This window comes from Burkholderia sp. Bp9099 (genome assembly GCF_003857805.1).
In the GTDB taxonomy this organism is placed as follows: domain Bacteria; phylum Pseudomonadota; class Gammaproteobacteria; order Burkholderiales; family Burkholderiaceae; genus Burkholderia.
The window spans coordinates 1-26,446 of record NZ_QTPU01000040.1 but is presented as its reverse complement, the minus strand read 5'-3'; the positions used below and the strand labels follow the sequence as shown (position 1 = coordinate 26,446).

Genomic DNA, 26,446 nt, shown 5'->3' with positions numbered 1-26,446 from the left:
TTCATGAGCGCGCATACCCGCACCACCCGCAAGACCGTCACCGCGATCCGCGCGACGAAAGGCATCGGCAGCCTCGTCTCGCTCACCGCCTATTCCGCACCGATGGCGAAGCTCGTCGACGAAGTGGCCGACGTGATCATCGTCGGCGACTCCGTCGGCATGGTGCTGTACGGCATGCCCGATACGCTGCGCGTCACGCTCGACATGATGAGCGCGCACGGCGCGGCAGTCGTGCGTGGCACCGCGCAGGCGTGCGTCGTCGTCGATCTGCCGTTTTCGACGTATCAGGAATCGCCCGCGCAAGCGTATCGCTCCGCCGCGCGGCTGCTCGCCGAAACCGGCGCGCAAGGCGTCAAGCTCGAAGGCGGCAGCGAGATGGCCGACACGATCCGCTTCCTGACGGAGCGCGGCATTCCGGTGATGGCGCACGTCGGCCTCATGCCGCAGCAGGCCAATGCGACCGGCGGCTTCCGCGCGCAGGGGATGGACCCGCGCTCGGCCGCGCAGGTGTTCGACGCCGCGTGCGCGGCCGAGCGGGCCGGCGCGTTCAGCGTCGTCGTCGAGGGCACCGCGGAAGCGCTCGCGCGCCATCTGACCGAAACACTGTCGATCCCGACCATCGGCATCGGCGCATCGCCCGCATGCGACGGGCAGGTGCTCGTGACCGAGGACATGATCGGCGCATTCGACGCGTACACGCCGCGCTTCGTGAAGCGCTACGCCGATGCGAACGCGGTGATGCGCGACGCGATCCGCCAGTACGCGCACGACGTGCGGCAGCGCGTGTTTCCCGAGCCGGCGCACTGCTTCGGGTACGGCAAGCCGCTGCAACTCGCGGCGGCCGCCGCGGCGTGACGGCTGCGCTTACGCACGACTACGCACGCTTGCGCATCGCATGCGCGACCCGCGCGTTCGCCTCGAACTTCGCGCGATGCGTCGAGAAGAACGTCCGCACGTTGCGCACGTTCGACGCGCCGGTGAACAGCCGCCGCGCGAACGCGTCGTATTCGGCGACGTCGGCCAGATCGGCCACCACCACGAAATCCGGCCCCGGCGACACGCGGTAGCACTGCGTGACTGCCGGCTCCGCGCACACGTAGGCCTCGAACGCGTCGTAGTCTTCGGCCGTCTGCCGGTCGAGGCTGATCTCGATCAACGCCGTGACCGGCGTGCCGATCGCGACCGGATCGAGCACCGCGAACTGGCGGCGGATCACGCCCGCTTCCGTCAGCCGCCGCACGCGACGCATGCAGGTCGGCGGCGACGACAGCGCGCGCTCGGCGAGTTGCAGGTTCGACACCGATGCGTCGTCCTGCAGGATCGCGAGAATGCGCAGGTCGAGATCGTCGAGCGTGATGCCGGCCATGGACGGCTCCTTCCGGTCAGGGTGTGAAATTTAATTTCAACATGATAGACGATCGCGCGCTTGTTTCATCTGTTGATGTATTTTGAAATTTAATTCCATTCGTGCGCCTCTACCATCGCTGTCACGGGTCCAGACAGGACATTTACGGAGCGCGCTATGTGTGGAATTGTCGGGGCGGTTGCCCAGCGGGACATCCTGCCGAACCTCGTCGACGGGCTGAAGCGGCTCGAATACCGCGGCTACGACTCGTGCGGCGTCGTGGTCTATCGCGATCGCGCGCTGGCCCGCGCGCGCAGCGTCGACCGCGTCGCCAACCTGCAGCGCGAGATCGCCGGGCATGCGCTGTCGGGCTACACCGGCATTGCGCATACGCGCTGGGCGACGCATGGCGCGCCCGTCACGCTCAATGCGCATCCGCACTTCTCGCCGAGCGACGACAACGCGCGCATCGCGCTGTCGCACAACGGGATCATCGAGAACTGCGATCAACTGCGCGCGGAACTGCAGGCGCATGGTTATGTGTTCGCGAGCCAGACCGACAGCGAGGCAATCGCGCACCTGATCGATCACCTGTACGACGGCGACCTGTTCGACGCGGTGCGCCGCGCGGTCGCGCGACTACGCGGCAGCTACGCGATCGCGGTGATGTGCCGCGACGAGCCGCACCGGATCGTCGGCGCGCGCGACGGGATGCCGCTCGTCGTCGGTGTCGGGGATGGCGAGAATTTCCTGGCGTCGGATGCGATCGCGTTGTCGGGCATCACCGATCGGATCGCTTACCTCGAGAACGGTGACGTTGCCGATATCCAGCTGCATCGCTACTGGATCGTCGATGCGGCCGGCCAGCGCGTCGAGCGTGCGGTGCAGCGGGTGGCCGCGCATAGCGGCGCGGCCGATCTCGGATCGCATCGCTATTACATGCAGAAGGAGATCTTCGAGCAGCCGCAGGCGGTGGCCGATACGCTGCTCGATGTCGGGTCGATCATGCCGGAGCTGTTCGGCGACGGCGCGTGGCGCGCGTTCAACGACGTCGATTCGGTGTTGCTGCTCGCGTGCGGCGGCAGCTATCACGCAGCGCTGACCGCGAAGTACTGGATCGAGAGCATCGCGAAGCTGCCGGCGAGTGTCGAGATCGCGAGCGAGTTCCGGTATCGCGACAGCGTGCCGAATCCGCGCACGCTGGTCGTCGCGGTGTCGCAGAGCGGCGAGACGGCTGACGTGCTCGGGGCCGTGCATGTCGCGAAGCAGCGCGGGATGCTGCACACGCTCGCGATCTGCAACGTCGCGACGAGTGCGCTGCTGCGCGAATGCGCGCTGCAGTTCGTCACACGTGCGGGGATCGAGATCGGGGTGGCGTCGACGAAGGCTTTTACGACGCAGCTCGTGGCGTTGTTCTTGCTGACGTTGTCACTGGCGCAGGTGCGCGGGCGGTTGAGCGACGACGAGGAGAAGGCGCATCTGCGTGCGCTCCGGCATCTGCCCGATGCGATGTCGAAGGTGCTCGCGCTGGAGCCGCAGATCATGGGCTGGTCGGAGTTGCTCGCGCGACGCGACAACATGCTGTTTCTCGGCCGCGGGATGCATTATCCGATCGCGCTCGAAGGCGCGCTGAAGATGAAGGAGATTTCGTATATCCACGCGGAGGCTTATCCCGCCGGGGAGTTGAAGCATGGGCCGCTGGCGTTGGTCAGTAATGAAATGCCCGTGATTGCGGTGGCGCCGAATGACGTGCTGCTCGAAAAGCTCAGGTCGAACATGCATGAAGTCAGCGCGCGGAACGGCAGGCTTTTCGTGTTCGCGGATGTGGACTGCGGGTTGGTTCCGAGTGAGGGGATCGAGGTGATTCGACTCAATGAGTACTACGGGCCGCTGTCGCCGATCCTGCATACGGTGCCGATGCAGTTGCTCGCTTATCACGCGGCGTTGGCACGGGGGACGGATATTGATAAGCCGAGGAATCTGGCCAAGTCGGTGACGGTGGAGTGAGGGCATATCGTGGAGGGCCGGGCTGTGCCGAGTTCCATTAGTTTCGGTTACGGGCCTTGTTGTGGTTTGGGTTACGGGACGCTTACCTGCCGGCTGCGCCTTACCTGACGAGCGCAAACCAGCATCAAAGCCAAAAGGGGCGCTGGAGCTTTTTTCAGTGCCCCTTTTTTCGGGTGGCCATCTGCTCCTCGAAATCGGGGCGTTTTGGAGTCGACATTTTCTCGGTGTGGACAGGTTCAAGAGGACCGATGTCGAGCTTCGGAACTCATATCACAACGGGCGCACTCGAAAGATCATCGAGCCACGGACCGTGAATCGGAAAGTGTTTTTTCAGCAGCTCCGTAACTTGCTCGATACCTCGCAGAACACCTGACCGATAGTCGCCCTGCTGGAAATGAGCCTCCATGGCTTCGCAAATCGCCTCCCATTCGCGTTGGTCCACTCTGGCGTGTATGCCTCGGTCCACGACAATTTCGACGTCCCGGTCCGCAAGGAGCAGATAGATGAGAATGCCGTTGTTGTGCTCCGTGTCCCAAACCCGGAGGTCCGAGAAAACCTCGATGGCACGGTCCCTCGCAGAGGTGCCCTTCAGCAACGCGCCGATATGCAGCGCCCCTTCCACAGCAAACCTGACCTGACCCACGTGCACGCGATGACTGGCACGTACAGCCTCTTCGATCGAGATCAGCGTCCGCCGTGAAAATGCCTTGTCGACCCGCCAGCGGGTCGCGAAAAGATGTCGGAAGAGACGTTTCAGGTCCATGCTCACCACCGTCCCGATGCGCCACCGCCGCCGAAGCCCCCACCGCCGCCGCGAAAGATGTCGCGATTCGAATCACGGCCGAAACGCCCGCCGCGACCATCGATGAAGCGCCCGTCAGCGGCTCTCATACCGCCCCCCAGCAACGTGAAGAGCAGCGCCATCATTCCCGCCGCGATGGCGACAAAAAGCGCCTGCGATAAGATCCACGCGATTGCCCCGACGACACCGCCGGTCACGACGGCGCCGGGCAGTCGCCCGAACATGGCGCGCAGCAGGCCACCGGCCATGACCGTCAGGAGGAAGAGAACGGGAAGCAACCGTCCGGCGCCGTCGCTTGCCCGAGGTAATCGCCGCGGTGGCGGCAACGCCTCGCCGCTGGCGACGCGTATCATGCCGTCGACGCCGGCGGTGATGCCACCGTAGAAGTCCCCGTTTCGGAACCGCGGAACGATCGCCTCGTTGATGATGCGATTGCTCGCTGCATCGGTGAGCACGCCTTCGAGGCCGTACCCGACCTCGATTCGAAGCGCTCGGTCGTTTTTCGCGACAATCAGGAGCGCGCCGTCGTCCACATTCTTGCGGCCGAGCTTCCATTGCTCGACGACTCGCATCGAATACTGTTCGATGGTTTCGGGCTCCGTGGTCGGAACGATGAGAACTGAAAACTGCGTTCCTCGTTTCGCCTCAAACTCTCTCAACGTCTGCTCGAGGCTGGCCGACTGGTCGCTGGTCAGGGTTCCAGTTTCATCGGTGACTCTCGACGTCAACGGCGGGACGGGGACGTCCGCGAGCGCACCGGCTCCGCCCAGGAGAAACGAGGTTAGAACGACGGCCAGCGCCAGTCGGAGCACGTTCAATTGGATGTCCCGCCTGCAGAGGCCGGCGGCGAGCCGAAGTCGACCCGCGGCGGTCTGGAAATTTCAGCTTCGTTGCTTACGGAGAAGTTGGGGCGCTCCAGATAGCCGAAGGCCTTTGCAGTCAAATTGTTCGGGAACGAACGTATCGTCGTGTTGTACGTCTGAACGGAGCGAATGTATCGGTTTCGGGCTACCGCGATACGATTTTCCGTACCCTCGAGCTGCGCCTGCAGGTCCCGGAAATTCGCGTCCGACTTCAATTGCGGATAGTTTTCCGAAACCACGAGCAGCCGTGATAGAGACGACGTGAGCTGTCCTTGCGCGGCTTCGAATTTTGCGAGCGCCTGCGGGTCAGCAATGAGTTCCGGTGTGGCGCGAATCTCACCCACTTTCGCCCGCGCCTCCGTCACACGGACCAGCACTTCCTTTTCCTGGTCCGCGTACCCCTTCACTGTGTTGACGAGGTTGGGAACCAGGTCGGCACGCCGTTGATACTGATTGAGAACTTCCGACCAGCTGGCCCTCACCTGCTCGTCCTGGCTCTGGATGGCGTTATAGCCGCACCCTGGGAGAGACAGCAAGCTCAGCGCCAATGCGCCTGTCAGAAGTGCGCGGGCCAGACGGCGCCGTGCGGACATTGCCATAGAACTTTTCGACATGGACGCGCCTCTGCCTTGTATTCCCGGCATTCCGCCGCTCACCGGTGCACTGCCTATCGTAAGTAGCTCGGCGGTCGCAGGGTTGATGCACGTCAATGCTGCATTGTCGAGCGCGCCCGGAGCGATGCACCGTCTCGGGCGCGTGTCGGCTCCACGGCCGCGCTACATATGAAGAATTCGGCGCGTGATTCGTTGAGCCACGTCAAGCCATCGAAGGAGCGTCAGCATAGAGTGGTTTCAGGGTTCGACCGGCTCTGAAGAACCATGCTCCTGGAGAACAAGATGGCATTCCTGCACAAACTCGCAATCGCAATTGCGACGCTCGGCATGATCAGTGCCGTTGCAATCGCCGGCACGCCGGTGGCTGCCGACAATGCAGCTCACGATGCCCATCATCCGAATAAGGCAGCCGCAAAAGCGCCGAACAAGTCAAACCGCGAGGCGGACGACCAGATGCAGGCCATGCGCGCCATGCATGTAAAGATGATGAACACGAAGACGCCTCAAGAACACGCCGCCCTGATGGACGAGCAAATGAAAGTCATGCAAAACGGCATGAGCATGATGGAGATGATGGGTGCTCGCTCGTCCGGTATGCCGATGTCGTCGCGGCACGAGAGTATGGAAATGCGGATGGATATGATGCAAATGATGATGCAGGCAATGATGGACCGTCAGGCTGCGCAAGAGCATCCGGCCGAGAAGTGAGACGATGCGAAACGGGAGACAACCATGGATGACAGCTCGCATGGTGCCCGGCCGTTCTGGAAATCACGGTCAGCCATTGCACTCGTAGCATTCACTGCAATAGCGCTATTCCTCCTGCTTTCCGAACACCGCGCCCACTTCCTTGGCGTCTTGCCATATCTGCTGTTGCTCTCGTGCCCGCTGATGCATCTGTTCATGCACCACGGGCACAGGCACGACGGAATGAAAACGACCGGCAGGCGCCCTCATTCGGGAGACGGTCATGACCAGCATCGGTGACGGTTACGGCCTGTGGAGCCTCGTAGCCATCAATTCTCTCGTCTTCATCATCTTCGCGTTCAGCTTCTTCAAGCCAGCGACAAAGCGGGACTGGCGAACGTTCGGTGGATTCTCGGCCTTCATCGTCGCGCTATTCGCAGAAATGTACGGGTTTCCGCTCACCGTCTACTTGCTATCGGGCTGGTTGCAGACGCGATTTCCGCACACGAATTTGCTATCTCACGATGCAGGGCACCTGTGGTGGACCTTGACCGGCAGGCACGGCGACCCGCATGGCGGACTTCCGCATCTCCTCAGCTTCTTCTTCATACTGGGCGGCTTCTACTTGCTGTCCACGGCGTGGCACGTACTGTATGAAGCTCAGCGTGGCAAGGCGTTGGCCACCACCGGACCCTACGCGAAAATCAGGCATCCTCAGTACGTCGGGTTCGTCGTGATCATGCTGGGTTTCCTGCTCCAATGGCCCACGCTCGTGACTTTGGCCATGTTCCCCATTCTCGTTTTCATGTACGTTCGACTAGCCATACAAGAGGAGCATGATTCGGAGGCGCGGTTCGGCACTGCGTGGCGTGAATACGCGGCACACACGCCGCGCTTCGTACCCAGCTTGTTTGGGAAACGCCCGGCTCAAGTGCATTGATTTCAGGCGGCTCACCCGTAGCTGGCACTCCCGAACTCGATCGCAATCTTCCGGGATGAGGGGCTGCCATGAAACCCTTCAAGACTGGCGCGACGCTTTCAGCCACGGTTGTGCTGTTCTTTGCGTGGTTATACAACCGCCTGAGTGGACCGAACTAATGCAATTCCGTACGCCCATACCTCTCTCCCGAACTGCATGTTGCCAGTGTCGGTCTCGGGAATCAGAAGATCGAGGCAACAGCTAGCCTCGATACAGGTAACTCACGTCGTAGCACGGTCGTCACGTCAATATCGAACGCGCAGAGCGACGAGCCTCAATGGAAACGGAACGGGTGAGCAAAGGAGCGTCAAATGAGCGGCCAACCCGGCGAAGACGAGCTTCATCACCAAAGGATGTCCGGGCACTTGTCATCGGACGAACGTCACGGTCGTGAGACGGACGAGCACGCCCCTTTCGCCGGGCATGGACACGACAAGCTTGCTCATCACCATGATGGCCAGGACAAACACGTACGCTCCACGGATCCGCTTCGCGACCCCGTCTGCGGAATGACGGTGACCGATGAGTCACGCTTGCGCCGCGAACACAATGGCAAGTGGTACGCGTTCTGCAGCCAGGCTTGCTTGACGAAATTCGAGGCAGCGCCGTCCAGGTACGTTGAGCCTTCGACCATCGAGCAGCCGCAAGCACTACCCGAGGGCACCATTTACACGTGCCCGATGCACCCGGAAATTCGACAGGACCATCCCGGGCAATGCCCGAAGTGCGGCATGACGCTGGAACCGATTCTGCCCAGCGTCGACGAAGGCGAGAATCCGGAACTGGTCGATTTCCGACGCCGCTTCTGGTGGACGTTGCCACTGACCGCCATCGTTTTCGTGCTGGCGATGTTTGGCCATCGCCTACGATTGATGGGCGCCGGCACCGAAAGCTGGGTTGAGTTCATCCTCTCTACGCCGGTCGTCCTGTGGGCAGGCCTGCCGTTTTTCGAGCGGTGCGTGCGCTCATTCATGAACCGCAGCCCCAACATGTGGACGCTCATCGGGCTCGGGACAGGCGCGGCCTATATCTACAGTGTCATCGCGACCCTCTTCCCCGGCGTGTTTCCCGAAACGTACAGCGCGCACGGCCGGGTCAGCGTGTATTTCGAGGCGGCGGCAGTCATCATTTCGCTGACGCTTCTCGGGCAGTTGCTCGAACTGAAGGCCCGCTCGCAAACGTCCGCCGCCATCAAGGCACTCCTCGGGCTCGCACCCAAGACCGCGCGGCGCATCAACCCGGACGGTTCCGAAGCAGACATTCCGTTGTCCCATGTTCATGTGGGAGACCTGCTTCGCGTGCGGCCGGGCGAGAAAGTCCCCGCGGACGGCGTGGTGACGGACGGCACGAGTTCGCTCGACGAGTCCATGATTACCGGCGAGCCCATTCCGGTCACGAAGCGCGTTGGCGACCACGTCATCGGCGCAACGATGAACGCGACAGGCAGTCTCGTCATCCGCTCGGAAAAGGTCGGCGCCCAGACCGTCCTGTCGCAAATCGTGCAGATGGTCGCGCAGGCGCAGCGCTCCCGTGCGCCCATGCAGCGCATGGCCGACAAGGTGGCCGGGGTGTTTGTCGTCGGGGTCGTCAGCATCGCTCTCCTGACCTTCCTCGTGTGGGGCATCTTTGGGCCTGAGCCCAGTTGGGTATTCGGTCTCATCAATGCGGTGGCGGTGCTCATCATTGCGTGCCCCTGCGCGCTGGGCCTTGCGACGCCCATGTCCATCATGGTCGCGAGCGGCAAAGGAGCCACGACCGGGATTCTCTTTCGCGATGCCGCTGCGATTGAAAATTTGCGCAAGGTCGACGTGCTCATTGTCGACAAGACGGGGACGCTGACCGAGGGGCGTCCTGCGTTCGAGCAGGCCGTAGGCACAAGCGGATACACGACCGACGACGTGCTTCGTCTGGCGGCGAGTCTCGACCAAGGCAGCGAGCATCCGCTTGCTGCAGCCATCGTTGCGGCAGCCCGCGAGAAGAAGCTGACTTTGGACCGCACGGAAAATTTCGAATCCGCAACGGGTATCGGCGTGAGAGGAGTCGTCGCTGGCAGGCGACTTTCACTTGGCAACACCGCGCTGATGCGGACTGACGCCGTATCCGTCGAATCGCTGTCCAGGGAGGCGGATAGCCTGCGTGCGCAAGGCGCGAGCGTCATGTACTTGGCAGTCGATGGCAGTTTGGCCGGACTGCTGGCGGTCGCTGACCCGATAAAGGCGACCACGCCAGAGGCGCTTTCGACGTTGAAGGAGAACGGTATCCGAGTCGTGATGGCGACCGGTGACGGGGTGGTCACTGCCAAGGCCGTGGCCGGGAAGCTCGGCGTCGACGAATTCCATGGCGAGGTGAAGCCTGCCGACAAGCTCGATCTGGTGACACGGCTTCAGCAAGCCCGGCATGTCGTCGCGATGGCTGGCGACGGCATAAACGACGCCCCCGCGCTGGCCAAGGCCGATGTTGGCGTGGCCATGGGAACAGGCACGGATGTGGCAATGAGCAGCGCTCAGGTGACGCTCGTCAAGGGCGACTTGCGCGGTATCGCGCGTGCTCGAGCGCTGTCCGAGGCAACCGTCGCGAACATGAAGCAGAATCTTGGCTTCGCGTTCGTTTACAACGCGCTCGGGGTCCCGTTGGCGGCCGGGGCACTTTACCCGTTCACGGGGCTGCTGCTGTCGCCGATGATCGCGGCGTTGGCGATGAGCCTGAGCTCAGCCTCGGTCATCTCGAACGCGCTGAGATTGCGCAACGCCAAAATTTGAGCATGCGTGCGCCCCGCAAGCCGGTCAGTATCCCCGCCCCGCGCACGAAAACCCCTACTTCGACAACTTCAGCTTTTTCGCCAACACAACCCCGCTCGACGGACTCACCAGCGAGATCGCATTGATATCCATATGCAACCTGGAGATCCGGGTCGTAATGTCCGTCGGCTCGTCGATACTCGGATCGGCATGCTCGACTTGCTCGGTCAGATAAGGCCGAACCAGCCGCCCGGAAAAGACGAGCGCGAAGTCGCCATGCGCTTGAGCGTACACGGCAGGCGAAATCCGCATCCGGCTGCGAACCGTGGTCTTTTTCCCATGCCCGGAATCGAGTTCGATGATGTCGATCTGCTGGATGTACCCTTTCGCTTTCGCTTCGGGGGCGATCACGAGCCCTCGCCCTCGTGGCCCCTTCGTGACCTTCCGGAGCAGGACGCCCGTCCGGTCGCCGTGCTCCGCGTCGAACAGGTCGATGTCCAGCGTCAACAGGTGCCGCTGCGACCGGTACCTCAGCCCGTACTGCACCGGCACCACGAACGTCACGTCGCGATCCAGGCCGACGGCCGCCAGGTCGGGATTCGGGGCATACCGGTCGGTTGCGTCGGAGACCAGGCCGCGAACCCGGTCGCTCAAGGAAGGCGGCGCGGGGCTGATGTGCAGCTTCTTCAGGGCATCCCGAATGGCAACCGGGTCGTCGCCGACGATCGGTCGTGCGGGCGACGCGTCGTGATCGGCAGCAGGCGCGACGTGCGTCGTGCCGTCGACGGCCTCCGCCTCTGCATGCGCCGCGACGGGCGCCAGGATCATCGTCAAAGCGACGACGCACGCGAAGCTCGAACGCCCCAACTTGGATTTCCGATGAAACACGAAGGCTCCTGATTTTCTTGCGGATCGGTCAACGACGAGCACTATAGGGTGGAATGATAGGCAACGCATCCATTGTTTGAAATTCACCGATGCCCTGAGCGCCCCTTCGCCGGTTCATTGTCAGCCGAAAGCAGGCCGACGCCCCCTCATCCGCAACCTCAACCCTGCCGATCCTCCCGCCGATACTCCGCCGGCGCCTTCCCGACCAGCTTGCGAAAATCGCGCGTGAAATGCGCCTGGTCGAAATACCCCAACGCCTGCGCCAGTTCCGCGAGATCGACCGGCTCGCCGCCGGCGAGTTTGTCGGCCGCCTCATGCAGGCGATAACGACAGATCACCCACTTCGGCGTCACGCCCACATAGTCGGAAAAGAGTTGCTGCAGCGTGCGCTCGCTCAACCCCGCGCGCTCAGCCAGATCGCGCACCTGCGTGAGCCCGATATCCTGCTGCAGCATCTGCAAGATGCCATGAATACGTTCGACCTGCGGATCGGCCGGCGGCAGCACCCGCAACAGCAGCGCCTCGGCAACCGCCACCATCCCGGCGTCATCCTCGGCACCGAGCACGGCGTCTTCGGCTTGCGCGTCGCCGCAATCGAGCAGCGTCGACACCGGCAGCACCTTGTCGGTCGACAAATGCACCGGCTTGCCGAAGAACGCCCGAAACGCGCCCGGCCGGAACCGCAAGCCGATCACCCGCCCGGCCCCGGCCAACGTCGTCTCGAACGCCCCCGACACCACGCCGAAGATCCCCGTCCGCCGCCGGTCGAACACCAGATTCACGCACGGATACGGCAGCGTGCGCTGCACATACGCCGGCTGGTCGCGCAGATCCCATTCGACGATCCAGTGGTGATCCAGCACCCCGGCCAGGTCGGCACAGGGGTAATAGCGATTCAGGCGGAAGCGCTGATTGAAGGCTTTCGGGCCGACGACACCTTTGGGCGTGTCGGTCACGTGACGCAAGTCGGCCATGGTGACGAACCGTTGAGGTGACTGCGTGATGATGCACCGCCGCAGCGGATTTTTCCAAGACGAAGCCGCGCGGCCGTCCTATATTGGTCGACCTGTCCCGAATGCACACCGGAGCCCGCGATGCAGCAAGACCGTCACCTGACCCTGTTCCACTCCCCGCGCAGCCGCTCGGCCGGCGCGCGGATGCTGCTGGAAGAACTGAGCGCCGACTATGAACTGCACGCGTTCGACCTCTCCACCGGCAAACATCACGAAGCCGACTACCTCGGCATCAACCCGCTGGGCAAGGTTCCCGCACTGCGTCATGGCGACGTGATCGTCAGCGAGCAGGCCGCCGTCTACATGTACGCGGCCGAGTTGTATCCGGAAGCCGGCCTGTCGCCGGCGCCGGGCGATGCGCTGCGCGGGCCGTATCTGACCTGGATGACGTTCTATGGTTCGTGCCTCGAGCCGGCCATCGTCGACCGCTCGATGAATCGCCCGCCCGCGGCCTACTCGACGTCGCCGTACGGCGACTTCGATACCGTGATGATGCGGATCGATGCGCAACTGGCGAAAGGGCCCTACCTGCTGGGCGAGCGCTTTACGGCGGTCGACGTGCTGTGGGGCTCGGCACTGAACTGGACGACGATGTTCAAGCTGGTACCCGAAACGCCGCGCATTCGCGCGTACATCGATCGCGTGCTGGCGCGCCCGGCGATCCAGCGCGCGCAGGCGGCGGATGCGGCGCTGGCGGCGGAACAGGACAAGGCCAAGGAGGCGGCCGCAGCGGCGCGGTAGCCGGTTGGCGGGCGAACCGCGACGCCGGTCCCGCCCGCCGCGCCATCAGAACATCGTATGCAGGCCGACGCGCGCCACCGCCTGACTCGCTGAACTCGACGCCCCGTTCGGATCGAGCACGCCGTTGATCTGCGCGTTCGCGCCGCTGTTCGCGCGTTGATAATCGGCGGACACGTAGACCATCGTCCGCTTCGTGAACAGGTATTGAAGCGCGACGCTGACCTGATGCGCATGGTTGTCGTTCACGGCTTCGTTGCCCTTCATGTACATGTACTTCGCGCCGAGAAACACGTCCGGCCTGATGCGCCACACGCCGCCGGCCTCGGCCATCCACACGCCGGCGTCGTTGAACGAATTGTGCACGGTGGTCAGGAGTGCCTTCGCGCTCACCGCACCGAAGTCGTAGTGCATCCCGACACCCCAGTTGCGCACGCTGGTCGACGGCGTGCCGGGCGCCGGGCCGTACTTCTCGTTCGTATATGCGGCACCGATGCCGAGCGCGCCGACTTCGTAGTTCAAGCCCGCGCTCACGGCATTGTCCGCGCCGATGGAACCGGCCACGCCGCCGAACGCATACATCACGCCGCCCGACAACCCTGCAATCGTCGGCGAACTGTATTTGACCGAGTTCGCGACTGGCTTGCTGCCTGCCGTGCGATCCCAGTCGAACGCGCCGGTCGGGTTACCGGGTAGCGCGAGACGCTGGAACGGGCCATTCCTGAATCCGTACAGCCCCGAGATGTCCATCGAGATCGCATTCCCCTTCGCAAACAGCGAATCGACCATGAAGTCGTACTGATTCCCGAGCCTGACGCTGCCGAACCGGTCGCTCTCGATGCCCACGTATGCATTACGTCCGAAGATCCCGGTCCCGATGATGCTCCCGTTCGCCATCGAGAACTGGTTCACGAGCGCGAACGTCGCGTGATATCCACCGCTGAGATCTTCCGTGCCGCGAAAGCCGAACAGGTTCGGCGTGAAGATGCCGTCGTCGAACTTGACGTTCTTCCCGCCGCCCTCGTTGCTGACGTACGAGATGCCGCTGTCGATCAAACCGAACATGGTCACGCTGCTCTGTGCGTACGCACCCTGCGCGATGGCCAGCATCGCGAATACTCCAAACCTGAGCTTCATTGCGTCTCCGTCTTTTTTTGAAATTCGAGCCGGTCGCCCGCCACGTCGCGAACGATCCGCTCATGCTTCGTGAAACAACACCTTCCCGCCGGATCAGGCTTGCATCCGGTCCGGCATAATGAGATTTACTTAGCTTTACTTATTGACTGAAACGAATGAAATCCCGCGCACTTCCGATTTCATCCAGCCTGGTGCAATCGGCCCGTCCGCCGATTCAGGCGCTCCGGCAAATCACCCACGCCGCCGCATCCACCTCGACGGCCACGGCTTCCAGCCCGGCACCCGAGCACGGCCCGTCGATACACACACCGTCGTCGAACCGGAACAGCGCACTGTGATGCGCGCACATCAGCACCTGGGATCGATAACAGGAAACGCTGCCCGGCACGAAATCGAGCGGAACCGAGAAATGCGGGCAACGATTCACGTAAGCCCACACCTGCTCCCCGCGCCGCACGACGATGACGGGACGTCCGATGCGCGCCTCATCGACGACCCGCGCGCCACCATCCGGCACATCGGCGAAGCGACAGAGTTGCGTGGCACCCATGACTCACGCTCTCCGCTCGGGATTGCCGAGGCTCCAGTCCCACGGACGCACCTCGACCCGCGAGAACAGCCCTTCCTTCACATACGGATCGTTTCCGACGAACTGCATCACCGCATCGATGTCGTCCGCCTCGACGACGAGCAGCGTGCCGTTCATCGCATCGCCCTGCGGATCGAGCGTCGGCCCGCCGAGCCGCACATACACGCCGTGCTGCGCGGCGGAACGTAGGTAGGTCCGATGCGTCGCCCGCACGCGGTCGCGCACCTCGCGCATCCCGGGCTGGTCCGTCGCAAACACCGCAAAGAATCGCGCCATGTCGGTCAGCTCCGGTCGAGCACGAAGTCGTACGTCGCCTCGCGATACGGGCCGCTCAAGCCGACCCGGCGCGCGAGCTCGTCACCCGCCGCACGCGGGCGATAGGCGACCATCAGCGACGGCTTCACGCCGAAGACGGCATCCGACTGCAGATACGCGTCATTCTCGTCGAACAGATGCGTGACGAGCTTGCGATAACCCGGCGCGTCGATCATGAAATGCAGGTGCGCGGGCCGCCACGGATGGCGGCCGGTCGCATCGAGCATCTTCCCGACCGGGCCGTCGGTCGGAATCGGATAGCTGACCGGCAGGATCGTCGTGATCGCGTAACGACCTTCGGCATCGGTCCGGTAGCGGCCGCGCAGGTTGCCGTGCGGCTGCGCCGTATCCTGCCCGGAATACATGCCGTTCTCGGCGGTCTGCCAGACGTCGAGCACGGCGCCCTGAACCGGCGCGCCGTCGGTAGTGAGCACGCGGCCATGCACGACGACCGGCGTGCCGGGCGTGAACGCCATGTTCTCGCCATACGCGCGCTCGGGCATGCCCTCGATGTAGAACGGGCCGAACACGGTCGTTTCCGTCGCGCCGGTGGCGAAGCGATGGTTGATCGCATCGACCAGCATCGACACGCCGAGCGTGTCCGACAGCAGGATGAATTCCTGGCGCACCACGTCGTCGCACATCTGCCCGGTTTCGGTCAGGAAGCGAATCGCGGCCATCCACTCGGCCTCGGTCAGCTCCGTTTCGCGGACGAACGCATGCAGGTGCCGCACGAGGCTCTGCATCAGCACGCGCAAGCGCGGGTTCGGCGTACCGTCGAAGCTGGCGACGACCTGCTCGGTCAACCGCGTGTCGCCGTCATCATGATGATCATTCGTCACGTTCGTCTCCTTTGTATGCAGCCGGCCGCTCACTGCGGCTCGCGCCCTTCCCACGCATGCTGAAGCAACTCGCGGATCGGCGCGCGCTCGATCGGCCGCGGATTCGCGTACGGGTTCCGGCACGCGAGGTCGGCGGCTTCGTCGAGGCCCGCTTCCGGCATTCCGATGTCGGCCAGCGCCGCCGACAAGCCCAGTTGCCGGTTCAACCGGAACAGCAACGGGCCGGCGTCGGCCGCGTCGGTGCCGCCCAGCGCCCGCGCGACGCGGCGCAGCGCGTCGGGCGCCGCCGCATGGTTGTAGTGCGCGGTATGCGGCAGCATCGCGGCGTGCGTCTGTGCGTGCGGCAGGTTGAAGGTGCCGCCGAGCGTATGACAGAGCTTGTGATGCAGCGCCATGCCGACCGCACCCAGGCACGTTCCGGCGAGCCATGCGCCGTACAGCGCGCGGCTGCGCATCTCGCGATCGTCAGGCGCGCGCACGATCGCCGGCAGCGCTTCGCCGAGCGCACGAATCGACTCCTCGGCCATCAGGCTGATCACCGGGTTCGCATCTTCAGCGTAGAGCGCCTCGACCGCATGCGCCATCGCATTGACGCCCGACGCCGCGGAAATCCCCGGCGGCAGCGACAGCGTCAGGGACGGGTCATACAGCACCGTACGCGGCAACACGCGCGCATCGCGTCCGGTGCGCTTGAGCCGGCCTTCCGTGAGCCCGAAAATCGGCGTCATCTCCGAGCCCGCGTAAGTCGTCGGCACGGCGAGGATCGGCAGCGACGACTCGAGCGCGATCGCCTTGCCAAGGCCGATCGTCGAGCCGCCGCCGATCGCGATGCAGCAGTCCGCGCCCAGCTCGGCGGCCATCTCGCGCGCGGCCCGCGCCACCTCGACCGGCACGTGCATCACGGCCTGCGCGCACACGCCAGCCGCGCGCTCGCCGAGCACGGCCCGGACGCGTTCGGCGAGCGGCTGCTGCTCGGGCGTCGACAGAATCAGCGCCCGCTGCGCGCCGAGCGCGGACAACTCGTCCGGCAGCCGTTCGAGCGCGCCCCATTCGAACACGACGCGGGACGGCGTTCCCTGATAGACGAAGCGCTCCATCTCGGCCTCAGCGCTTGAAGTGCGGCGGCACCTTGCCGTCGACGTTGACCCACACCGAGCGCGCCTCCGTGTAGTCGTGCATCGCCTCGAAACCCATCTCGCGGCCGTAGCCCGACTTGCCGATGCCGCCGAACGGGCTGCCCGGATTGACGCGCTTGTAGCAGTTGATCCAGCACATGCCCGCGTCGATCCGCGACGCCATCCTGTGCGCGCGGGAGAGATCGTTGGTCCAGAGGCCGCTGCCGAGCCCGTATTCGGTCGCGTTGGCGATCGCCAGCGCTTCCTCGTCGCTGCCGAAGCGCAGCACGGTGACGAACGGGCCGAACACTTCCTCCTGCGCGACGCGGTCGGCGGCGCTCTTCGCCTCGATGACGGTCGGGCGCACGTAGTAGCCGTTCGCGAGTGCCGCGTCCTGCGGCACGCTGCCGCCTGCGAGCACGCGGCCGCCCTGCTCGCGCGCGACGTCGACGAACGACAGCACGCGGTCGAGGTGCTGCTTCGACGTCAGCGGGCCCATCTCGGTGTCCGGGTCCAGCGGGTTGCCGACGCGGATCGACGACGCCAGCGACACGAAGCGCTCGAGGAATTCGTCGGCGATGCGCTCATGCAGCACGAGCCGCGAACCGGCGATGCACGCCTGCCCCTGGTTGTGGAAGATCGCCCACGCGGCGCCGTTGATGGCGGCGTCGAGGTTGGCGTCGTCGAACACGATGTTCGCGCCCTTGCCGCCGAGTTCCAGCTGCACGCGCTTCAGGTTGCCCTGCGACGCCTCGACGATCCGGCGGCCCGTCGCCGTCGAACCGGTGAACGCGATCTTCCCGACACCGGGGTGTTCGGCGAGACGCTGGCCGGCCGTATGACCGTAGCCGGGAACGATATTGACGACGCCTTCGGGAAACCCGACTTCGGCCATCAGTTCGACGATGCGCAGCGTCGACAGCGGCGTGATCTCCGACGGCTTGAGCACGACGGTGTTGCCTGCCGCCAGCGCCGGGCCCATCTTCCAGCTCGTGAACATCAGCGGGAAATTCCACGGCACGATCTGGCCGACGACGCCGATCGGCGCGCGCTGCACATAGTTCAGGAAGCCGGTTTCGACCGGAATCACCGAGCCCTGCAGCTTGTCGGCCATGCCGCCGAAGTAGCGGAAGCAGCCGGCCGTGCGCGGCACGTCGAGCGCGCGCGAATCGCGGATCGGGTGGCCGGTGTCCAGCGATTCGAGCTGCGCGAGTTCCTCCGCGTTGGCTTCGATCGCGTCGGCGAGGCGCAGCAGCAGCCGGCCGCGCTCGGCCGCCGGCATCGCCGACCACTTCGGGAATGCGCGGGTCGCGGCTTCGACCGCGAGGTCCACGTCCGCCGCGGTGGCGGCGGCGATCTTCGCGATCAGCGAGCCGTCGTGCGGATTGAGCACGTCGATCGTGCCGCGCTCGACGGCGTCGACGAAACGGCCGTCGATGAAGAGTTGGGTTTGCATGAATCGTCCTCGATGGTGTGCTTGTGCGAGCCGGCGCGGCTCAGAACTCGATCGGATACGGCGCCAGCTCGCCGCTCTCGTATCGCTGCGGAAGGTTCGGCGTCGCGTTTTCCCAGACCAGCAGCATCGAGCGCTTCGTCGAGTAGCCCTGGTGCCGGATGTCGGCAGGCATCGCGCAGATGTCGCCGGCCCGCATCGTGACGCGCGCGCGCGGTGCGCCGGTGTTCTTGTCGCCGATGTCCCACACGATTTCGTCGGACAGTTGCAGGAACCATTCGACGCGGTCGTTGCCGTGGAATACCGGCAGGATGAATTCCTCGGTGGTCGGGCAGAACAGGCTGCGCCCGCACACGGAGGTCACCGACGGATTCCACGTCACGTCCGAACGCGACAGATACTTGAACAGGTTGAACGCGTGCAGCTCGCCTTCGAAGCCCGGTTTCACGTGCACTTCCGGCTCGTCCTGAGCGACGTCGAGAAACGCGCGGTTGACCGGCAGATCGTCGCGCAGCGGCGAGTCGCCTTCGAGGCCCGGCATGCGGCGCGTCGCGATCCGCGTGCGTTCGATCGCGGAGCCGTTCTCGCCGTGCTTGCGCCCGAACGCCGTGCCGGTTTCCTCCGGCGCCGCGAACGGATCGAAGCCTTCGTTGGTCCAGTCGTGCAGCATCGCCTTGAAGGTCGCCATGATCGTCGGCGTTTCGAACGTCTCGGTGTAGTCGACGCCGGCTTCCTTCAGGATACCGTTGAACGTGCCCGCATAGACGTCGACCTTGCCGTAGTGATTGCGCGTGCCGAACACGTGATCGAAATTCACCCAGCCGTAGAAGAAGCCCCACGCGACGTCGCGCATCATCGCGCGCAGGAATGCGTCCGCGGGGATCGCGTGCGTGCGGGTCTGGCCTTTCGCCGGCCAGCTGATTTTCACGAAATACTCGTCGCGCTGGAACGCGAATTCACCGAGGTGGAAGCGGCGGTAACCGGTGACGGCATCGGCTTGCGTGGCCTGCACCAGATCGGCGCCGAAGCCTGCGGAAAGATCGAGGGTCTCGAGGGTGGCCATAACGTGTCTCCTGGAATAGTTGAATCTTCGCGATCGAATCGATCAGTGCAGGCAGATGTCGGCCCACTTCTCGACGGACAGCTCGCCGAGCACGGTCTGCACGAGCGCGACGCCCGGCTTGCTGGCGGTGAAGCGATACGCGCAGCCGGCCGGCAGCAGTGCCTGGTGGCCCTTGCGCAGCACGACGTAGCCCATCTCGCGGCCCGCCGGCTGCGTGCCGGCGTTCACGGTGCCGCGGCCGGTGGCGGGCGGGTTGTCGAGCTTGATGAAGTCGATGCGGACTTCGCCGTCCATCTGGATCGCGAACTCGTCGTGCGCGCACGCGAACCACGGCGACTGGCCTTCGGTGCGCAGCACTTCGATCACGTATTCGAGGTTCTTGCCGGCGACGACCTTTTCGTAGGGGGCCGACTTCGATGCGATCTCGAAGACGTTCGAGAACGCGTAGTGTTTTGCGCTGCCGCTGGTGATTTCGATCTCGCCCTTCGTGTAGCCGTCGAGCGAGCCAAAGACGGTGTGGAATGCCGTGTCGGTCATTGCTGTCTCCTGAGTTGAACCGCTTGTTGGATTCAACTTTAGGGGCGACGACGCCCGTCAACAAGGTAACGGAGCGCGACTACGGCATTTGCGTTTCGCGAATAATCGCTTCGCTCAACGAACCCAGCCGCGCTCCAGCAGCGGGCGATCCCACGGCGACTCGTCGCCGATGTATTCGACGAGGAATTCGACCAGCGCCTTCACCTTCAACGCCTGTCGCTGCGTTGCGGGATAAACGGCGGCGAAGCTCAGCGGCGCGATCTGGAAGTCGGTGAGGATGGGCACCAGCCGGCCCGCGACGAGCGCGTCGCTCGCGACCAGCGTGGGCAGGCACACGACGCCGCCGCCCGTCAGCGCGTACTCGCGCAGCAGGTGCACGGAGTTCGACCGGATCATGCCCGGCAGCTCCATTTCGACGACCTCGTCGCCGCGTGTCAGCGTCCAGCGGTTGCGTGATGGATAACCCGAATACAGCGCCGTGGTGTGCTGCAGCAATTCGCGCGGATGTTGTGGCGCACCATGCGCGTCGAGGTAGGCCGGCGACGCGCAGAACAGGCGTCGGACCACGAACAGGCGCCGCTCGATCAGCGACTCGGATATCGGCGGAAAGATCTGGAACGCGATGTCGAACCCTTCTTCGACAGGGTCCACGACACGGTCATTGACGATGATGTCGAGCTGGATGCCCGGATAGCGGCGATTGAATTCGGCGAGCGGCACGCCGAAGTGATCGAGCGCGAAGCCGGGCAGCATCTGGATGCGCAGCCGCCCGGTCGGCGTCGCGCGCAGCTCGCGCATCTGGTCGGTCAGCTCGTTGACGCGCCCCACGACTTCCGCGCATTCGCGGTAGAAGGTCTCGCCCACTTCGGACAGCCGCACGTGGCGCGTGCTGCGATGGAACAGCGGCGCGTTGACGAACTTCTCCAGTTGCTGGATGCGGTTCGTCACGACCGAACTGGTGACCCCAAGCTGCCGCGCCGCTTCCGCGAAGCTGCTCGCCTCCGCGACCCTGACGAACGCCTCGATGCTCAGAAACCGGTCCATGCCGCACCTTTCCCGAAAGCCAAACCGGCAGTCTAACCGCACCTGCCGGCCGGGTGGGTCACGCCGAACGCGTCACACTGTCACCTGACGGGTGTCAATCCCGCCGGCTGCGCGCATGACCGCGGGGCACGTTACGGCTGCTTGCCCGCCGACAGCTCCGGCTGCACGCCTACGCGGCGCTGCAACACGGCCGGGGCCGTCTCCCGCAGCAGCATGCTGACCACGATGCCGAGCAGCACCGCCCCCATCGGCAGCCACAGAATGTTCTGGATCCCGAAGTGCGCGGCGACGTAGCCGCCCATCGCCGGCGCGATGCCGCCGCCGAAGATCTCGCCGCAACCGACCACCACGCCGATCGACGTCGACACGAGGCCGACGGGCGCGGCTTCGGTCGCGACGGGGCCCGACAGCAGCGACACCAGCCCGAGCGTGAAGAACGACGCGACGAACAGGACAACGAACAGCACGACCGGTTGCGGGCCGAGGCCGCGGAAGATGTAGAGCATCACCGCCGTGCCGGCGAAGCCCGCGATGCTCGCGAGGCGGCGGCCCACCACGTCGGACAGCCCCGGCAGCCCGAACTGCCCGAGAAAGCCGCCGAAGCCGATCGCCGACACCACGAGGCCCATCTTCTGCGTGCCGAGCGCAAGGTAATCCGTCAGGTACAGCGGCAGCAGCGCGCCGAGCACGAACACGCCGGTCATCGCGCAACACAGGGCGGCCATCGCGACGAGGATGTTGCGGCTCTTGAGCACATGGCCGAGCGACGCCGGCGCGTGCTCCGACACGACCTCCTTCGCGCGCTTCGGTTCGCGGATCACGAAGAACATGATCGCGCCGAGGATCAGCCCGGGAATGGCCACGAGCGCGAACACCCAGCGCCACGACACGACGTTGAGCAGTTGGGTCGCGATGATCGGCGACAGCGCCAGCCCGAATAGCGCGAAGCCGCTTTGCTGCAGCCCGAGGTTCAGGCCGCGCCGCCGCGGGTGCGACGCGTCGGCGGTGGCCGCGAAGCTGGTCGGGCAGAACGAGCCTTCGGCGACGCCCATCAGCCCGCGGATCGCGATCAGGCCGAGCAAGCCGCCCGCGAGGCCCGAGAAGCCGGACAGCAGCGAGAACGCGATGATGGCGGGGATCAGGACCTTGCGGCGGCCGACCTTGTCGGAGATGCCGCCCATCAGCGCCGCGAAGATGCCCCACGACAGGCCGAGCACGCCGATGCAGTTGCCGACGTCCTGCGCGCTCAGGTGCAGGTCCTTCATGATCGAAGGGAACAGCGGCGCGATGAGCCAGCGGTCGAGGCCGACCAGGCCGAAGCCGAGCGCCAGCAGCGTCACCGCCTTCCACTCATAGGAGGTATCCCACTCGTTTGCTTTCATGTCTGTCTCCGTGGATTGGTCCGCTTGCGCGCGCCGGGGCGTCCGCGCATCGGCCAGGTCCGTTGTCTTGGGTGTGCGACGCGACGTGAGTCGCGAGGAAGTGGCGGCCGCCTGTCCGGCTTCGTTCCGGTTGCAGGCGTCGAATTCAATCAGCCGACGCCCGAACGATAGGTGCGCGCAGGCGGATCGGGTATGGAACAACCGGCGAACGCGCCATTCGCGAAACGCAAATAATCGGGTGCGGCAGGCGGGAAAGGTCGATGGAGAAGCGCTGTGCGAACGGCGGCAGCGTTGAAGCAGCGCTCCTTCCTCGGTTACGGGGGAATCCCTCATAGACATCAGCGAGGCCCGCACGCGACGCCGCTTGCGCGGCCGATGAACGCGGTTCGGCGCGCCGCCCGGCCGCGCGCCGATCAGGATGCGGCGAATGACGAGACCGGCAACCGGCAGATGCGCTCCGAGCAGGCACGAAGCAATCCGTCCACACGTTTTTCGTCAGCGCAATACGCCGCCATTTTCTTCGATATCAGACGGATCCTATCTTCGAAATCCATAAATCGATTTTATTTAAATAAAAAGACCTGCACGACAACCACACAATCTGACAGAACCACCTTGCGCCCGCCCTTTTTACCGATCAATAAGAGACCTTTCAAAATCATCCGAATCGCCGAAAAAGAAAAATACCGTTTCAAACCAATCATCCAGCCAGACAAAAACAAAAATACATTTATCGAGACCGACAAGCTTGATATTCTCGACGCGAATTTTCGATCCGATTTTTTCAATTCAAACAGGACCACATTTCAAACAAATCCTAATCAATAAAAAAGCAATGAGATTATGGCGATGTCGATAGCAAGAACATTTCGGGAATTTGCGTCCAGTCTGACCGACGGGAACTCGCGACCCGTCGATCTCCATTTCGGCCGGGCGCAGCGCGCGGTCGGCCACTTGCTTGCGCTCCATCACGCCGATATCCGCGAAGGCCTGATGTCCGGCATCGACGGCGAGCTGACCTGCGTGTCGAGCCACGATCATCTGTCGCCGACGCTGTTTCTCGGCCTGCCCGTATCGGTCCGGCTGACGACGGACCGCGGCAGTACGCGCGCGATCAATGCGATCGTGCGTGAAGTGCGAACCGGTCAATCCGACGGCGAACTGACCGTCTATCAATTGCACGTGTGTGACGCGCTGTCGTTGATGGACCGTCGCACCAACGCCCGCGTATTCCGATCGCGCCACGTGACGGAGATTCTCGCGACGCTGATGAACGAGTGGAAACTGCGCAGCCACGCACTCGCGCGCGCATTCGATTTCGACCTGTCCGGCTTGCAGGCCGATCGCTATCCGGTGCGCGAACTCACGCGGCAGGTCAACGAGTCGGACGCTCGTTTCATCCGGCGTCTGCTGCGCCGGGAAGGCATCACGGTCTTCGCGAAGGCCGAGCCGGCCGGAGGCGCGCGCGGCATGAACGACGCGTGGCCGATTCATACGCTCGTGTTCTGCGACGACCCGCATCGCCTGAAGGAAGCGCCGGCCGGTACGCTGCGGCTTCACCCGCGCGACGCCGGAACCGAACAACGCGACACGGTGACGCTTTTTGCGCACTGCCAGAGCGTGTCTCCCGGCCAGGTCCGCCGCGCGTCCTGGGACTACAAGCCAGCCCGTGCAGATGACTCCACCGCTGTCACGGACCTTGACCAGGGCGAAGCCGGGAACGACCTTGCGCGCCTGCTGACGGACGTCGCGATCGACATCCCGCACGTCGGCGACTCATGGCGCGATCACGATCGCATCACGCGCGACCGGATACTGGCGCATCAGTTCGAAGCCGAGCGTTACGACGGAATCAGCAGCGTACGCGACCTGCCCGTCGGCCACTGGTTCACGCTGACGGGCGACCCGGAGCTGGACATGCGGCCGGCCGATCGTCGCCAGTTCGTCGTCACGTCGGTTCGGCACGATATCTGGAACAACCTGCCGAAGCCGCTCGCGGGCCGCGCGCACACATTGTTCGCGGCGAGCCGGAACCTCGCGCAAACGGCTGCGCCGGCACCTGTCGATCTGCCGGAGCAAACCGACACGCGCTATGAAAACCGTTTCACGTGCGTGCGCCGCGGCGTGCCGCTCAAGCCCGCCTATGATCCGAAGGTCGACGTACCGCCGGTGCACCTGCTGACCGGCACGATCGTCGGCGCGCAGGGCGAGGAAGTGTTTTGCGACGGGGCCGGCCGCGTGCGCGTGCTGATCCACGGGCACGATCCGGCCGATCACGCGCACGCGCAAGGCGCCGGAACGAACGGCCGGGCCGGCGACAGTGCGCCGATTCGCGTCGGTACAAGCCTCGCCGGCGGCAACTTCGGCGCGCTCTTCCTGCCGCGCGTCGGCATGGAAGTGCTGCTGGGATGTCTGTCCGGCGATCCGGACCGGCTCGTCATCATCGGCGTGCTGAGCAACGGCGCGAACCCGCCCGTGACGTTCACCCATACGGGCGCGCTCCCCGGCAACCGCTTCCTGTCGGGCATCAAGACCAAGGAAATCAACGGCCGGCGATACAACCAGCTTCGTCTCGACGATACGCCGTCGCAAATCTCGGCGCAGCTGGCGAGCGAACATGCGCATACCCAACTGAATCTCGGCTATCTGACGCAGCCGCGCGAAAGCGGACACGGGAAAGATCGCGGCGAAGGTGCCGAGCTGCGCACCGACGCCGCCGCGGCTCTGCGCGCGGCGCAGGGCATCCTGTTGTCGACCTATGCGCGCACACGGGCCACCGGCGGTCAGCTCGATCGAGACGAACTGATTCGGCTGCTCGACGAATGCACGGCGCTGTTCAAATCGCTCGGCGACTATGCCGGCGAGCATGGCGGACAGTCGGCCGATACCGCCGGTCAGGGCAACGTCGCCGATGCGTTCCGCAACTGGACGCCTGACGGTGCGCGGCCCGGTGCGACCGGCGATGCGCCCGCGTTGATCGCGTTCGGCGCGCAGTCGGGGTCGCTCAACGTCACGCCCAGAACGCACGTCATGTATGCGGGCGAGAACATCGATCAGATCGCGCAGCAACACGTTCAGGTCAGCAGCGGCGAGCGCATCAAGCTGCATGCCGGTCGTGGCGTCGCGATGTTCGCGCACAGCGACGGCGTGTCGGCGATCGCGAATCGAGGGAAGGTCACGATTCAATCGCAGCACGACGATACGCAAGTCGATTCGGCGAAGAACCTTCAGTTGACGGCCAGTGGCGGAAACCTCGTCGGCACGGCGAGCGATGAAGTCGTGTTCGTCACGTCCGGTGGCGCGTATCTCAAGCTGCGCGGCGGGGATATCGAACTGGGATGTCCGGGGACATTCACGGTGAAGTCGGCGGGGCATGTGTGGGACGGGCCTGCGAGCATGAGTGCGGATATGCCGAAGTTTGGTCAGGACACGCTTGGCCGAGTACCGAAGCTGGTCCGATCCACCGACGGCAACGCGGCTGCGGGATTCGAGGGCGAGATCAAAAGGCCGTCCGGACCGCTATCGAACTTGTCGAGCGATGCGGCCGGCCAACTTCCGGCTGTCGATGCTGACCAGTTCGAGAGACTGGCGGTGCAGTTCATCAAAAACAATACATAGGATCGCGAAGGAAACTGCATGACTGATTCATTTCTTGACCCGCCGCTGATGGCGACTGCTCATCGCGACCAACCTGCGGCGAAAGTTAATGCTGACGACGTAGCTGTGTCGCGGCCGGCACCGCCGCCGATCGTCGTCGGCCGGGGCGAAGGCGTGACGATGTTTGCGAAGAACACGCCGCTCATCTGCATCAAGCAATTGCCCTTGCCCGGTATCGTGATCTTCGTGCATGGGGTGAATTCCGAAGGCGAATGGTTCGAGGCGTCGGAGGAAGGGCTGTGCAAAGGCCTGAATCGCAGGCTCGGACGTCTGGACGATCAGATGATGTATCACGGTATCGATGCCGGACAACTGACGCCCGCGAAGTACACGGAGAGTGTGACGCCGGATGGGTTTCTCAATCCGAAGCTCTGGTCCGGAAACTACATCAAGCCCGAGCCGTCGTTCTCGCCCGTCATTCATTTCCGCTGGGGCTATCGCGCGACAGCTGCGGAATTGAAGGAGTACGGCGACAAGATCTTTCTCAACGAAAAAGACTATTGGGGCGGCGGCCCGTTCACGAACGGCTGTGCCAGTCTGCCCGATCTTTGGCACGGCGGGCTGGATGATCGAACGATGGGCTGGATGACCGTGCAAGGCATCAATCCGACCAATCGGCCGCTGTACCGCGCGCCGCC

Annotated in this window: 25 protein-coding genes and 1 pseudogene; 10 read left to right on the top strand and 16 right to left on the bottom strand. The window is 64.2% G+C overall.

What is annotated here, in order from left to right; translation table 11 throughout:
- The first annotated feature begins 3 nt into the window (after positions 1-3).
- Positions 4-855, top strand: a complete 852-nt coding sequence (gene panB / locus DIE17_RS32660; protein ID WP_044848348.1) for a 3-methyl-2-oxobutanoate hydroxymethyltransferase — start codon at positions 4-6, stop codon at positions 853-855.
- Between the two features lie 19 nt (positions 856-874).
- On the opposite strand, the gene DIE17_RS32655 is transcribed toward panB, so the two are convergent.
- The gene (locus DIE17_RS32655) at positions 875-1,366 is read right to left on the bottom strand and encodes an Lrp/AsnC family transcriptional regulator (RefSeq protein WP_124668183.1); all 492 of its coding nucleotides are present in this window, start codon (positions 1,364-1,366) and stop codon (positions 875-877) included.
- A gap of 156 nt (positions 1,367-1,522) precedes the next feature.
- Between DIE17_RS32655 and glmS the strand changes: the two genes are divergently transcribed.
- Positions 1,523-3,352, top strand: coding sequence for a glutamine--fructose-6-phosphate transaminase (isomerizing) (glmS, locus tag DIE17_RS32650; protein WP_124668182.1), 1,830 nt, complete (start codon positions 1,523-1,525; stop codon positions 3,350-3,352).
- A gap of 265 nt (positions 3,353-3,617) precedes the next feature.
- Here the strand turns inward: glmS and DIE17_RS32645 are convergent, their stop codons facing one another.
- Genes DIE17_RS32645 through DIE17_RS32635 form a run of 3 tightly spaced genes read right to left on the bottom strand, consistent with a single transcriptional unit; the run spans position 3,618 to position 5,616 of the window.
- On the bottom strand, positions 3,618-4,115 hold the full coding sequence (locus DIE17_RS32645; RefSeq protein ID WP_124523338.1) for a TPM domain-containing protein: 498 nt from the start codon (positions 4,113-4,115) through the stop codon (positions 3,618-3,620).
- Between the two features lie 2 nt (positions 4,116-4,117).
- Positions 4,118-4,972: a YgcG family protein gene (locus DIE17_RS32640; protein ID WP_124668181.1), complete on the bottom strand. Its 855-nt coding sequence runs from the start codon at positions 4,970-4,972 to the stop codon at positions 4,118-4,120.
- Entirely contained in the window at positions 4,969-5,616 is a 648-nt protein-coding gene (locus DIE17_RS32635; protein WP_409362715.1) for a LemA family protein, read from the bottom strand. Before DIE17_RS32635 ends, DIE17_RS32640 begins: the two co-directional genes overlap by 4 nt.
- Before the next feature lie 297 nt (positions 5,617-5,913).
- Between DIE17_RS32635 and DIE17_RS38150 the strand changes: the two genes are divergently transcribed.
- From DIE17_RS38150 to DIE17_RS32615, 4 genes are all read left to right on the top strand, one after another.
- Positions 5,914-6,339: a hypothetical protein gene (locus DIE17_RS38150; protein WP_124668179.1), complete on the top strand. Its 426-nt coding sequence runs from the start codon at positions 5,914-5,916 to the stop codon at positions 6,337-6,339.
- Between the two features lie 24 nt (positions 6,340-6,363).
- On the top strand, positions 6,364-6,618 hold the full coding sequence (locus DIE17_RS32625) for a DUF2933 domain-containing protein (protein WP_124668178.1): 255 nt from the start codon (positions 6,364-6,366) through the stop codon (positions 6,616-6,618).
- Positions 6,602-7,258, top strand: a complete 657-nt coding sequence (locus DIE17_RS32620; RefSeq protein WP_124523331.1) for an isoprenylcysteine carboxylmethyltransferase family protein — start codon at positions 6,602-6,604, stop codon at positions 7,256-7,258. Before DIE17_RS32625 ends, DIE17_RS32620 begins: the two co-directional genes overlap by 17 nt.
- Positions 7,259-7,608: 350 nt before the next feature.
- Entirely contained in the window at positions 7,609-10,056 is a 2,448-nt protein-coding gene (locus tag DIE17_RS32615; protein ID WP_260439283.1) for a heavy metal translocating P-type ATPase, read from the top strand.
- Positions 10,057-10,110: 54 nt separating this feature from the next.
- On the opposite strand, the gene DIE17_RS32610 is transcribed toward DIE17_RS32615, so the two are convergent.
- Positions 10,111-10,923 carry a hypothetical protein gene (locus DIE17_RS32610; RefSeq protein WP_124523329.1) on the bottom strand — a complete coding sequence of 271 codons (813 nt, stop codon included), beginning with the start codon at positions 10,921-10,923 and terminating at the stop codon, positions 10,111-10,113.
- A gap of 158 nt (positions 10,924-11,081) precedes the next feature.
- Positions 11,082-11,897, bottom strand: a complete 816-nt coding sequence (locus DIE17_RS32605) for a helix-turn-helix domain-containing protein (RefSeq protein ID WP_124523328.1) — start codon at positions 11,895-11,897, stop codon at positions 11,082-11,084.
- A gap of 120 nt (positions 11,898-12,017) precedes the next feature.
- On the opposite strand from DIE17_RS32605, the gene DIE17_RS32600 reads away from it, so the two are divergent.
- Positions 12,018-12,677, top strand: a complete 660-nt coding sequence (locus DIE17_RS32600; RefSeq protein WP_124921667.1) for a glutathione S-transferase family protein — start codon at positions 12,018-12,020, stop codon at positions 12,675-12,677.
- A gap of 45 nt (positions 12,678-12,722) precedes the next feature.
- Here DIE17_RS32600 and DIE17_RS32595 read toward each other — a convergent pair whose 3' ends face one another.
- The 10 genes from DIE17_RS32595 to DIE17_RS32550 all read right to left on the bottom strand — a co-directional run bounded on the left by DIE17_RS32595 (position 12,723) and on the right by DIE17_RS32550 (position 22,151).
- A complete protein-coding gene (locus tag DIE17_RS32595; protein ID WP_124668176.1) occupies positions 12,723-13,811 on the bottom strand; it encodes a porin in 1,089 nt (362 codons plus the stop codon).
- A gap of 214 nt (positions 13,812-14,025) precedes the next feature.
- Positions 14,026-14,361 (bottom strand): Rieske 2Fe-2S domain-containing protein, encoded by a 336-nt coding sequence (locus DIE17_RS32590; RefSeq protein ID WP_124571446.1) that lies wholly within the window; start codon positions 14,359-14,361, stop codon positions 14,026-14,028.
- 3 nt (positions 14,362-14,364) lie between these two features.
- The gene (locus tag DIE17_RS32585) at positions 14,365-14,676 is read right to left on the bottom strand and encodes a YciI family protein (RefSeq protein ID WP_044848341.1); all 312 of its coding nucleotides are present in this window, start codon (positions 14,674-14,676) and stop codon (positions 14,365-14,367) included.
- A gap of 5 nt (positions 14,677-14,681) precedes the next feature.
- The gene (locus DIE17_RS32580; RefSeq protein ID WP_124489254.1) at positions 14,682-15,557 is read right to left on the bottom strand and encodes an intradiol ring-cleavage dioxygenase; all 876 of its coding nucleotides are present in this window, start codon (positions 15,555-15,557) and stop codon (positions 14,682-14,684) included.
- A gap of 29 nt (positions 15,558-15,586) precedes the next feature.
- A complete protein-coding gene (locus DIE17_RS32575; protein WP_044848340.1) occupies positions 15,587-16,654 on the bottom strand; it encodes a maleylacetate reductase in 1,068 nt (355 codons plus the stop codon).
- A 7-nt stretch (positions 16,655-16,661) separates the two neighbouring features.
- Positions 16,662-18,128 (bottom strand): aldehyde dehydrogenase family protein, encoded by a 1,467-nt coding sequence (locus DIE17_RS32570; RefSeq protein ID WP_124489252.1) that lies wholly within the window; start codon positions 18,126-18,128, stop codon positions 16,662-16,664.
- A gap of 40 nt (positions 18,129-18,168) precedes the next feature.
- Positions 18,169-19,188 (bottom strand): hydroxyquinol 1,2-dioxygenase, encoded by a 1,020-nt coding sequence (locus tag DIE17_RS32565; RefSeq protein ID WP_124489251.1) that lies wholly within the window; start codon positions 19,186-19,188, stop codon positions 18,169-18,171.
- Between the two features lie 42 nt (positions 19,189-19,230).
- Positions 19,231-19,725 carry a hydroxyquinol 1,2-dioxygenase gene (locus DIE17_RS32560; RefSeq protein ID WP_124523322.1) on the bottom strand — a complete coding sequence of 165 codons (495 nt, stop codon included), beginning with the start codon at positions 19,723-19,725 and terminating at the stop codon, positions 19,231-19,233.
- A gap of 114 nt (positions 19,726-19,839) precedes the next feature.
- Entirely contained in the window at positions 19,840-20,769 is a 930-nt protein-coding gene (locus tag DIE17_RS32555; RefSeq protein WP_044848336.1) for a LysR family transcriptional regulator, read from the bottom strand.
- Between the two features lie 131 nt (positions 20,770-20,900).
- Positions 20,901-22,151, bottom strand: a complete 1,251-nt coding sequence (locus DIE17_RS32550; protein WP_124489249.1) for an MFS transporter — start codon at positions 22,149-22,151, stop codon at positions 20,901-20,903.
- A 273-nt stretch (positions 22,152-22,424) separates the two neighbouring features.
- Between DIE17_RS32550 and DIE17_RS32545 the strand changes: the two genes are divergently transcribed.
- The 3 genes and pseudogenes from DIE17_RS32545 to DIE17_RS32535 all read left to right on the top strand — a co-directional run.
- Positions 22,425-22,979 carry a hypothetical protein gene (locus DIE17_RS32545; RefSeq protein WP_124489248.1) on the top strand — a complete coding sequence of 185 codons (555 nt, stop codon included), beginning with the start codon at positions 22,425-22,427 and terminating at the stop codon, positions 22,977-22,979.
- A 21-nt stretch (positions 22,980-23,000) separates the two neighbouring features.
- On the top strand, positions 23,001-25,769 hold the full coding sequence (locus DIE17_RS32540) for a type VI secretion system Vgr family protein (RefSeq protein ID WP_124489247.1): 2,769 nt from the start codon (positions 23,001-23,003) through the stop codon (positions 25,767-25,769).
- 18 nt (positions 25,770-25,787) lie between these two features.
- Positions 25,788-26,446 (top strand): annotated as a pseudogene (locus DIE17_RS32535) (hypothetical protein); the annotation flags it as partial.

Excerpts from the sequence above, each read along its gene's own strand:
- panB (WP_044848348.1), top strand. The coding sequence starts at position 4 with ATGAGCGCGCATACCCGCACCACCCGCAAGACCGTCACCGCGATCCGC.
- DIE17_RS32655 (WP_124668183.1), bottom strand. The coding sequence starts at position 1,366 with ATGGCCGGCATCACGCTCGACGATCTCGACCTGCGCATTCTCGCGATC.
- glmS (WP_124668182.1), top strand. The coding sequence starts at position 1,523 with ATGTGTGGAATTGTCGGGGCGGTTGCCCAGCGGGACATCCTGCCGAAC.
- DIE17_RS32645 (WP_124523338.1), bottom strand. The coding sequence starts at position 4,115 with ATGGACCTGAAACGTCTCTTCCGACATCTTTTCGCGACCCGCTGGCGG.
- DIE17_RS32635 (WP_409362715.1), bottom strand. The coding sequence starts at position 5,616 with ATGGCAATGTCCGCACGGCGCCGTCTGGCCCGCGCACTTCTGACAGGC.
- DIE17_RS38150 (WP_124668179.1), top strand. The coding sequence starts at position 5,914 with ATGGCATTCCTGCACAAACTCGCAATCGCAATTGCGACGCTCGGCATG.
- DIE17_RS32625 (WP_124668178.1), top strand. The coding sequence starts at position 6,364 with ATGGATGACAGCTCGCATGGTGCCCGGCCGTTCTGGAAATCACGGTCA.
- DIE17_RS32620 (WP_124523331.1), top strand. The coding sequence starts at position 6,602 with ATGACCAGCATCGGTGACGGTTACGGCCTGTGGAGCCTCGTAGCCATC.
- DIE17_RS32615 (WP_260439283.1), top strand. The coding sequence starts at position 7,609 with ATGAGCGGCCAACCCGGCGAAGACGAGCTTCATCACCAAAGGATGTCC.
- DIE17_RS32605 (WP_124523328.1), bottom strand. The coding sequence starts at position 11,897 with ATGGCCGACTTGCGTCACGTGACCGACACGCCCAAAGGTGTCGTCGGC.
- DIE17_RS32600 (WP_124921667.1), top strand. The coding sequence starts at position 12,018 with ATGCAGCAAGACCGTCACCTGACCCTGTTCCACTCCCCGCGCAGCCGC.
- DIE17_RS32595 (WP_124668176.1), bottom strand. The coding sequence starts at position 13,811 with ATGAAGCTCAGGTTTGGAGTATTCGCGATGCTGGCCATCGCGCAGGGT.
- DIE17_RS32590 (WP_124571446.1), bottom strand. The coding sequence starts at position 14,361 with ATGGGTGCCACGCAACTCTGTCGCTTCGCCGATGTGCCGGATGGTGGC.
- DIE17_RS32585 (WP_044848341.1), bottom strand. The coding sequence starts at position 14,676 with ATGGCGCGATTCTTTGCGGTGTTTGCGACGGACCAGCCCGGGATGCGC.
- DIE17_RS32575 (WP_044848340.1), bottom strand. The coding sequence starts at position 16,654 with ATGGAGCGCTTCGTCTATCAGGGAACGCCGTCCCGCGTCGTGTTCGAA.
- DIE17_RS32570 (WP_124489252.1), bottom strand. The coding sequence starts at position 18,128 with ATGCAAACCCAACTCTTCATCGACGGCCGTTTCGTCGACGCCGTCGAG.
- DIE17_RS32565 (WP_124489251.1), bottom strand. The coding sequence starts at position 19,188 with ATGGCCACCCTCGAGACCCTCGATCTTTCCGCAGGCTTCGGCGCCGAT.
- DIE17_RS32560 (WP_124523322.1), bottom strand. The coding sequence starts at position 19,725 with ATGACCGACACGGCATTCCACACCGTCTTTGGCTCGCTCGACGGCTAC.
- DIE17_RS32555 (WP_044848336.1), bottom strand. The coding sequence starts at position 20,769 with ATGGACCGGTTTCTGAGCATCGAGGCGTTCGTCAGGGTCGCGGAGGCG.
- DIE17_RS32550 (WP_124489249.1), bottom strand. The coding sequence starts at position 22,151 with ATGAAAGCAAACGAGTGGGATACCTCCTATGAGTGGAAGGCGGTGACG.
- DIE17_RS32540 (WP_124489247.1), top strand. The coding sequence starts at position 23,001 with ATGTCGATAGCAAGAACATTTCGGGAATTTGCGTCCAGTCTGACCGAC.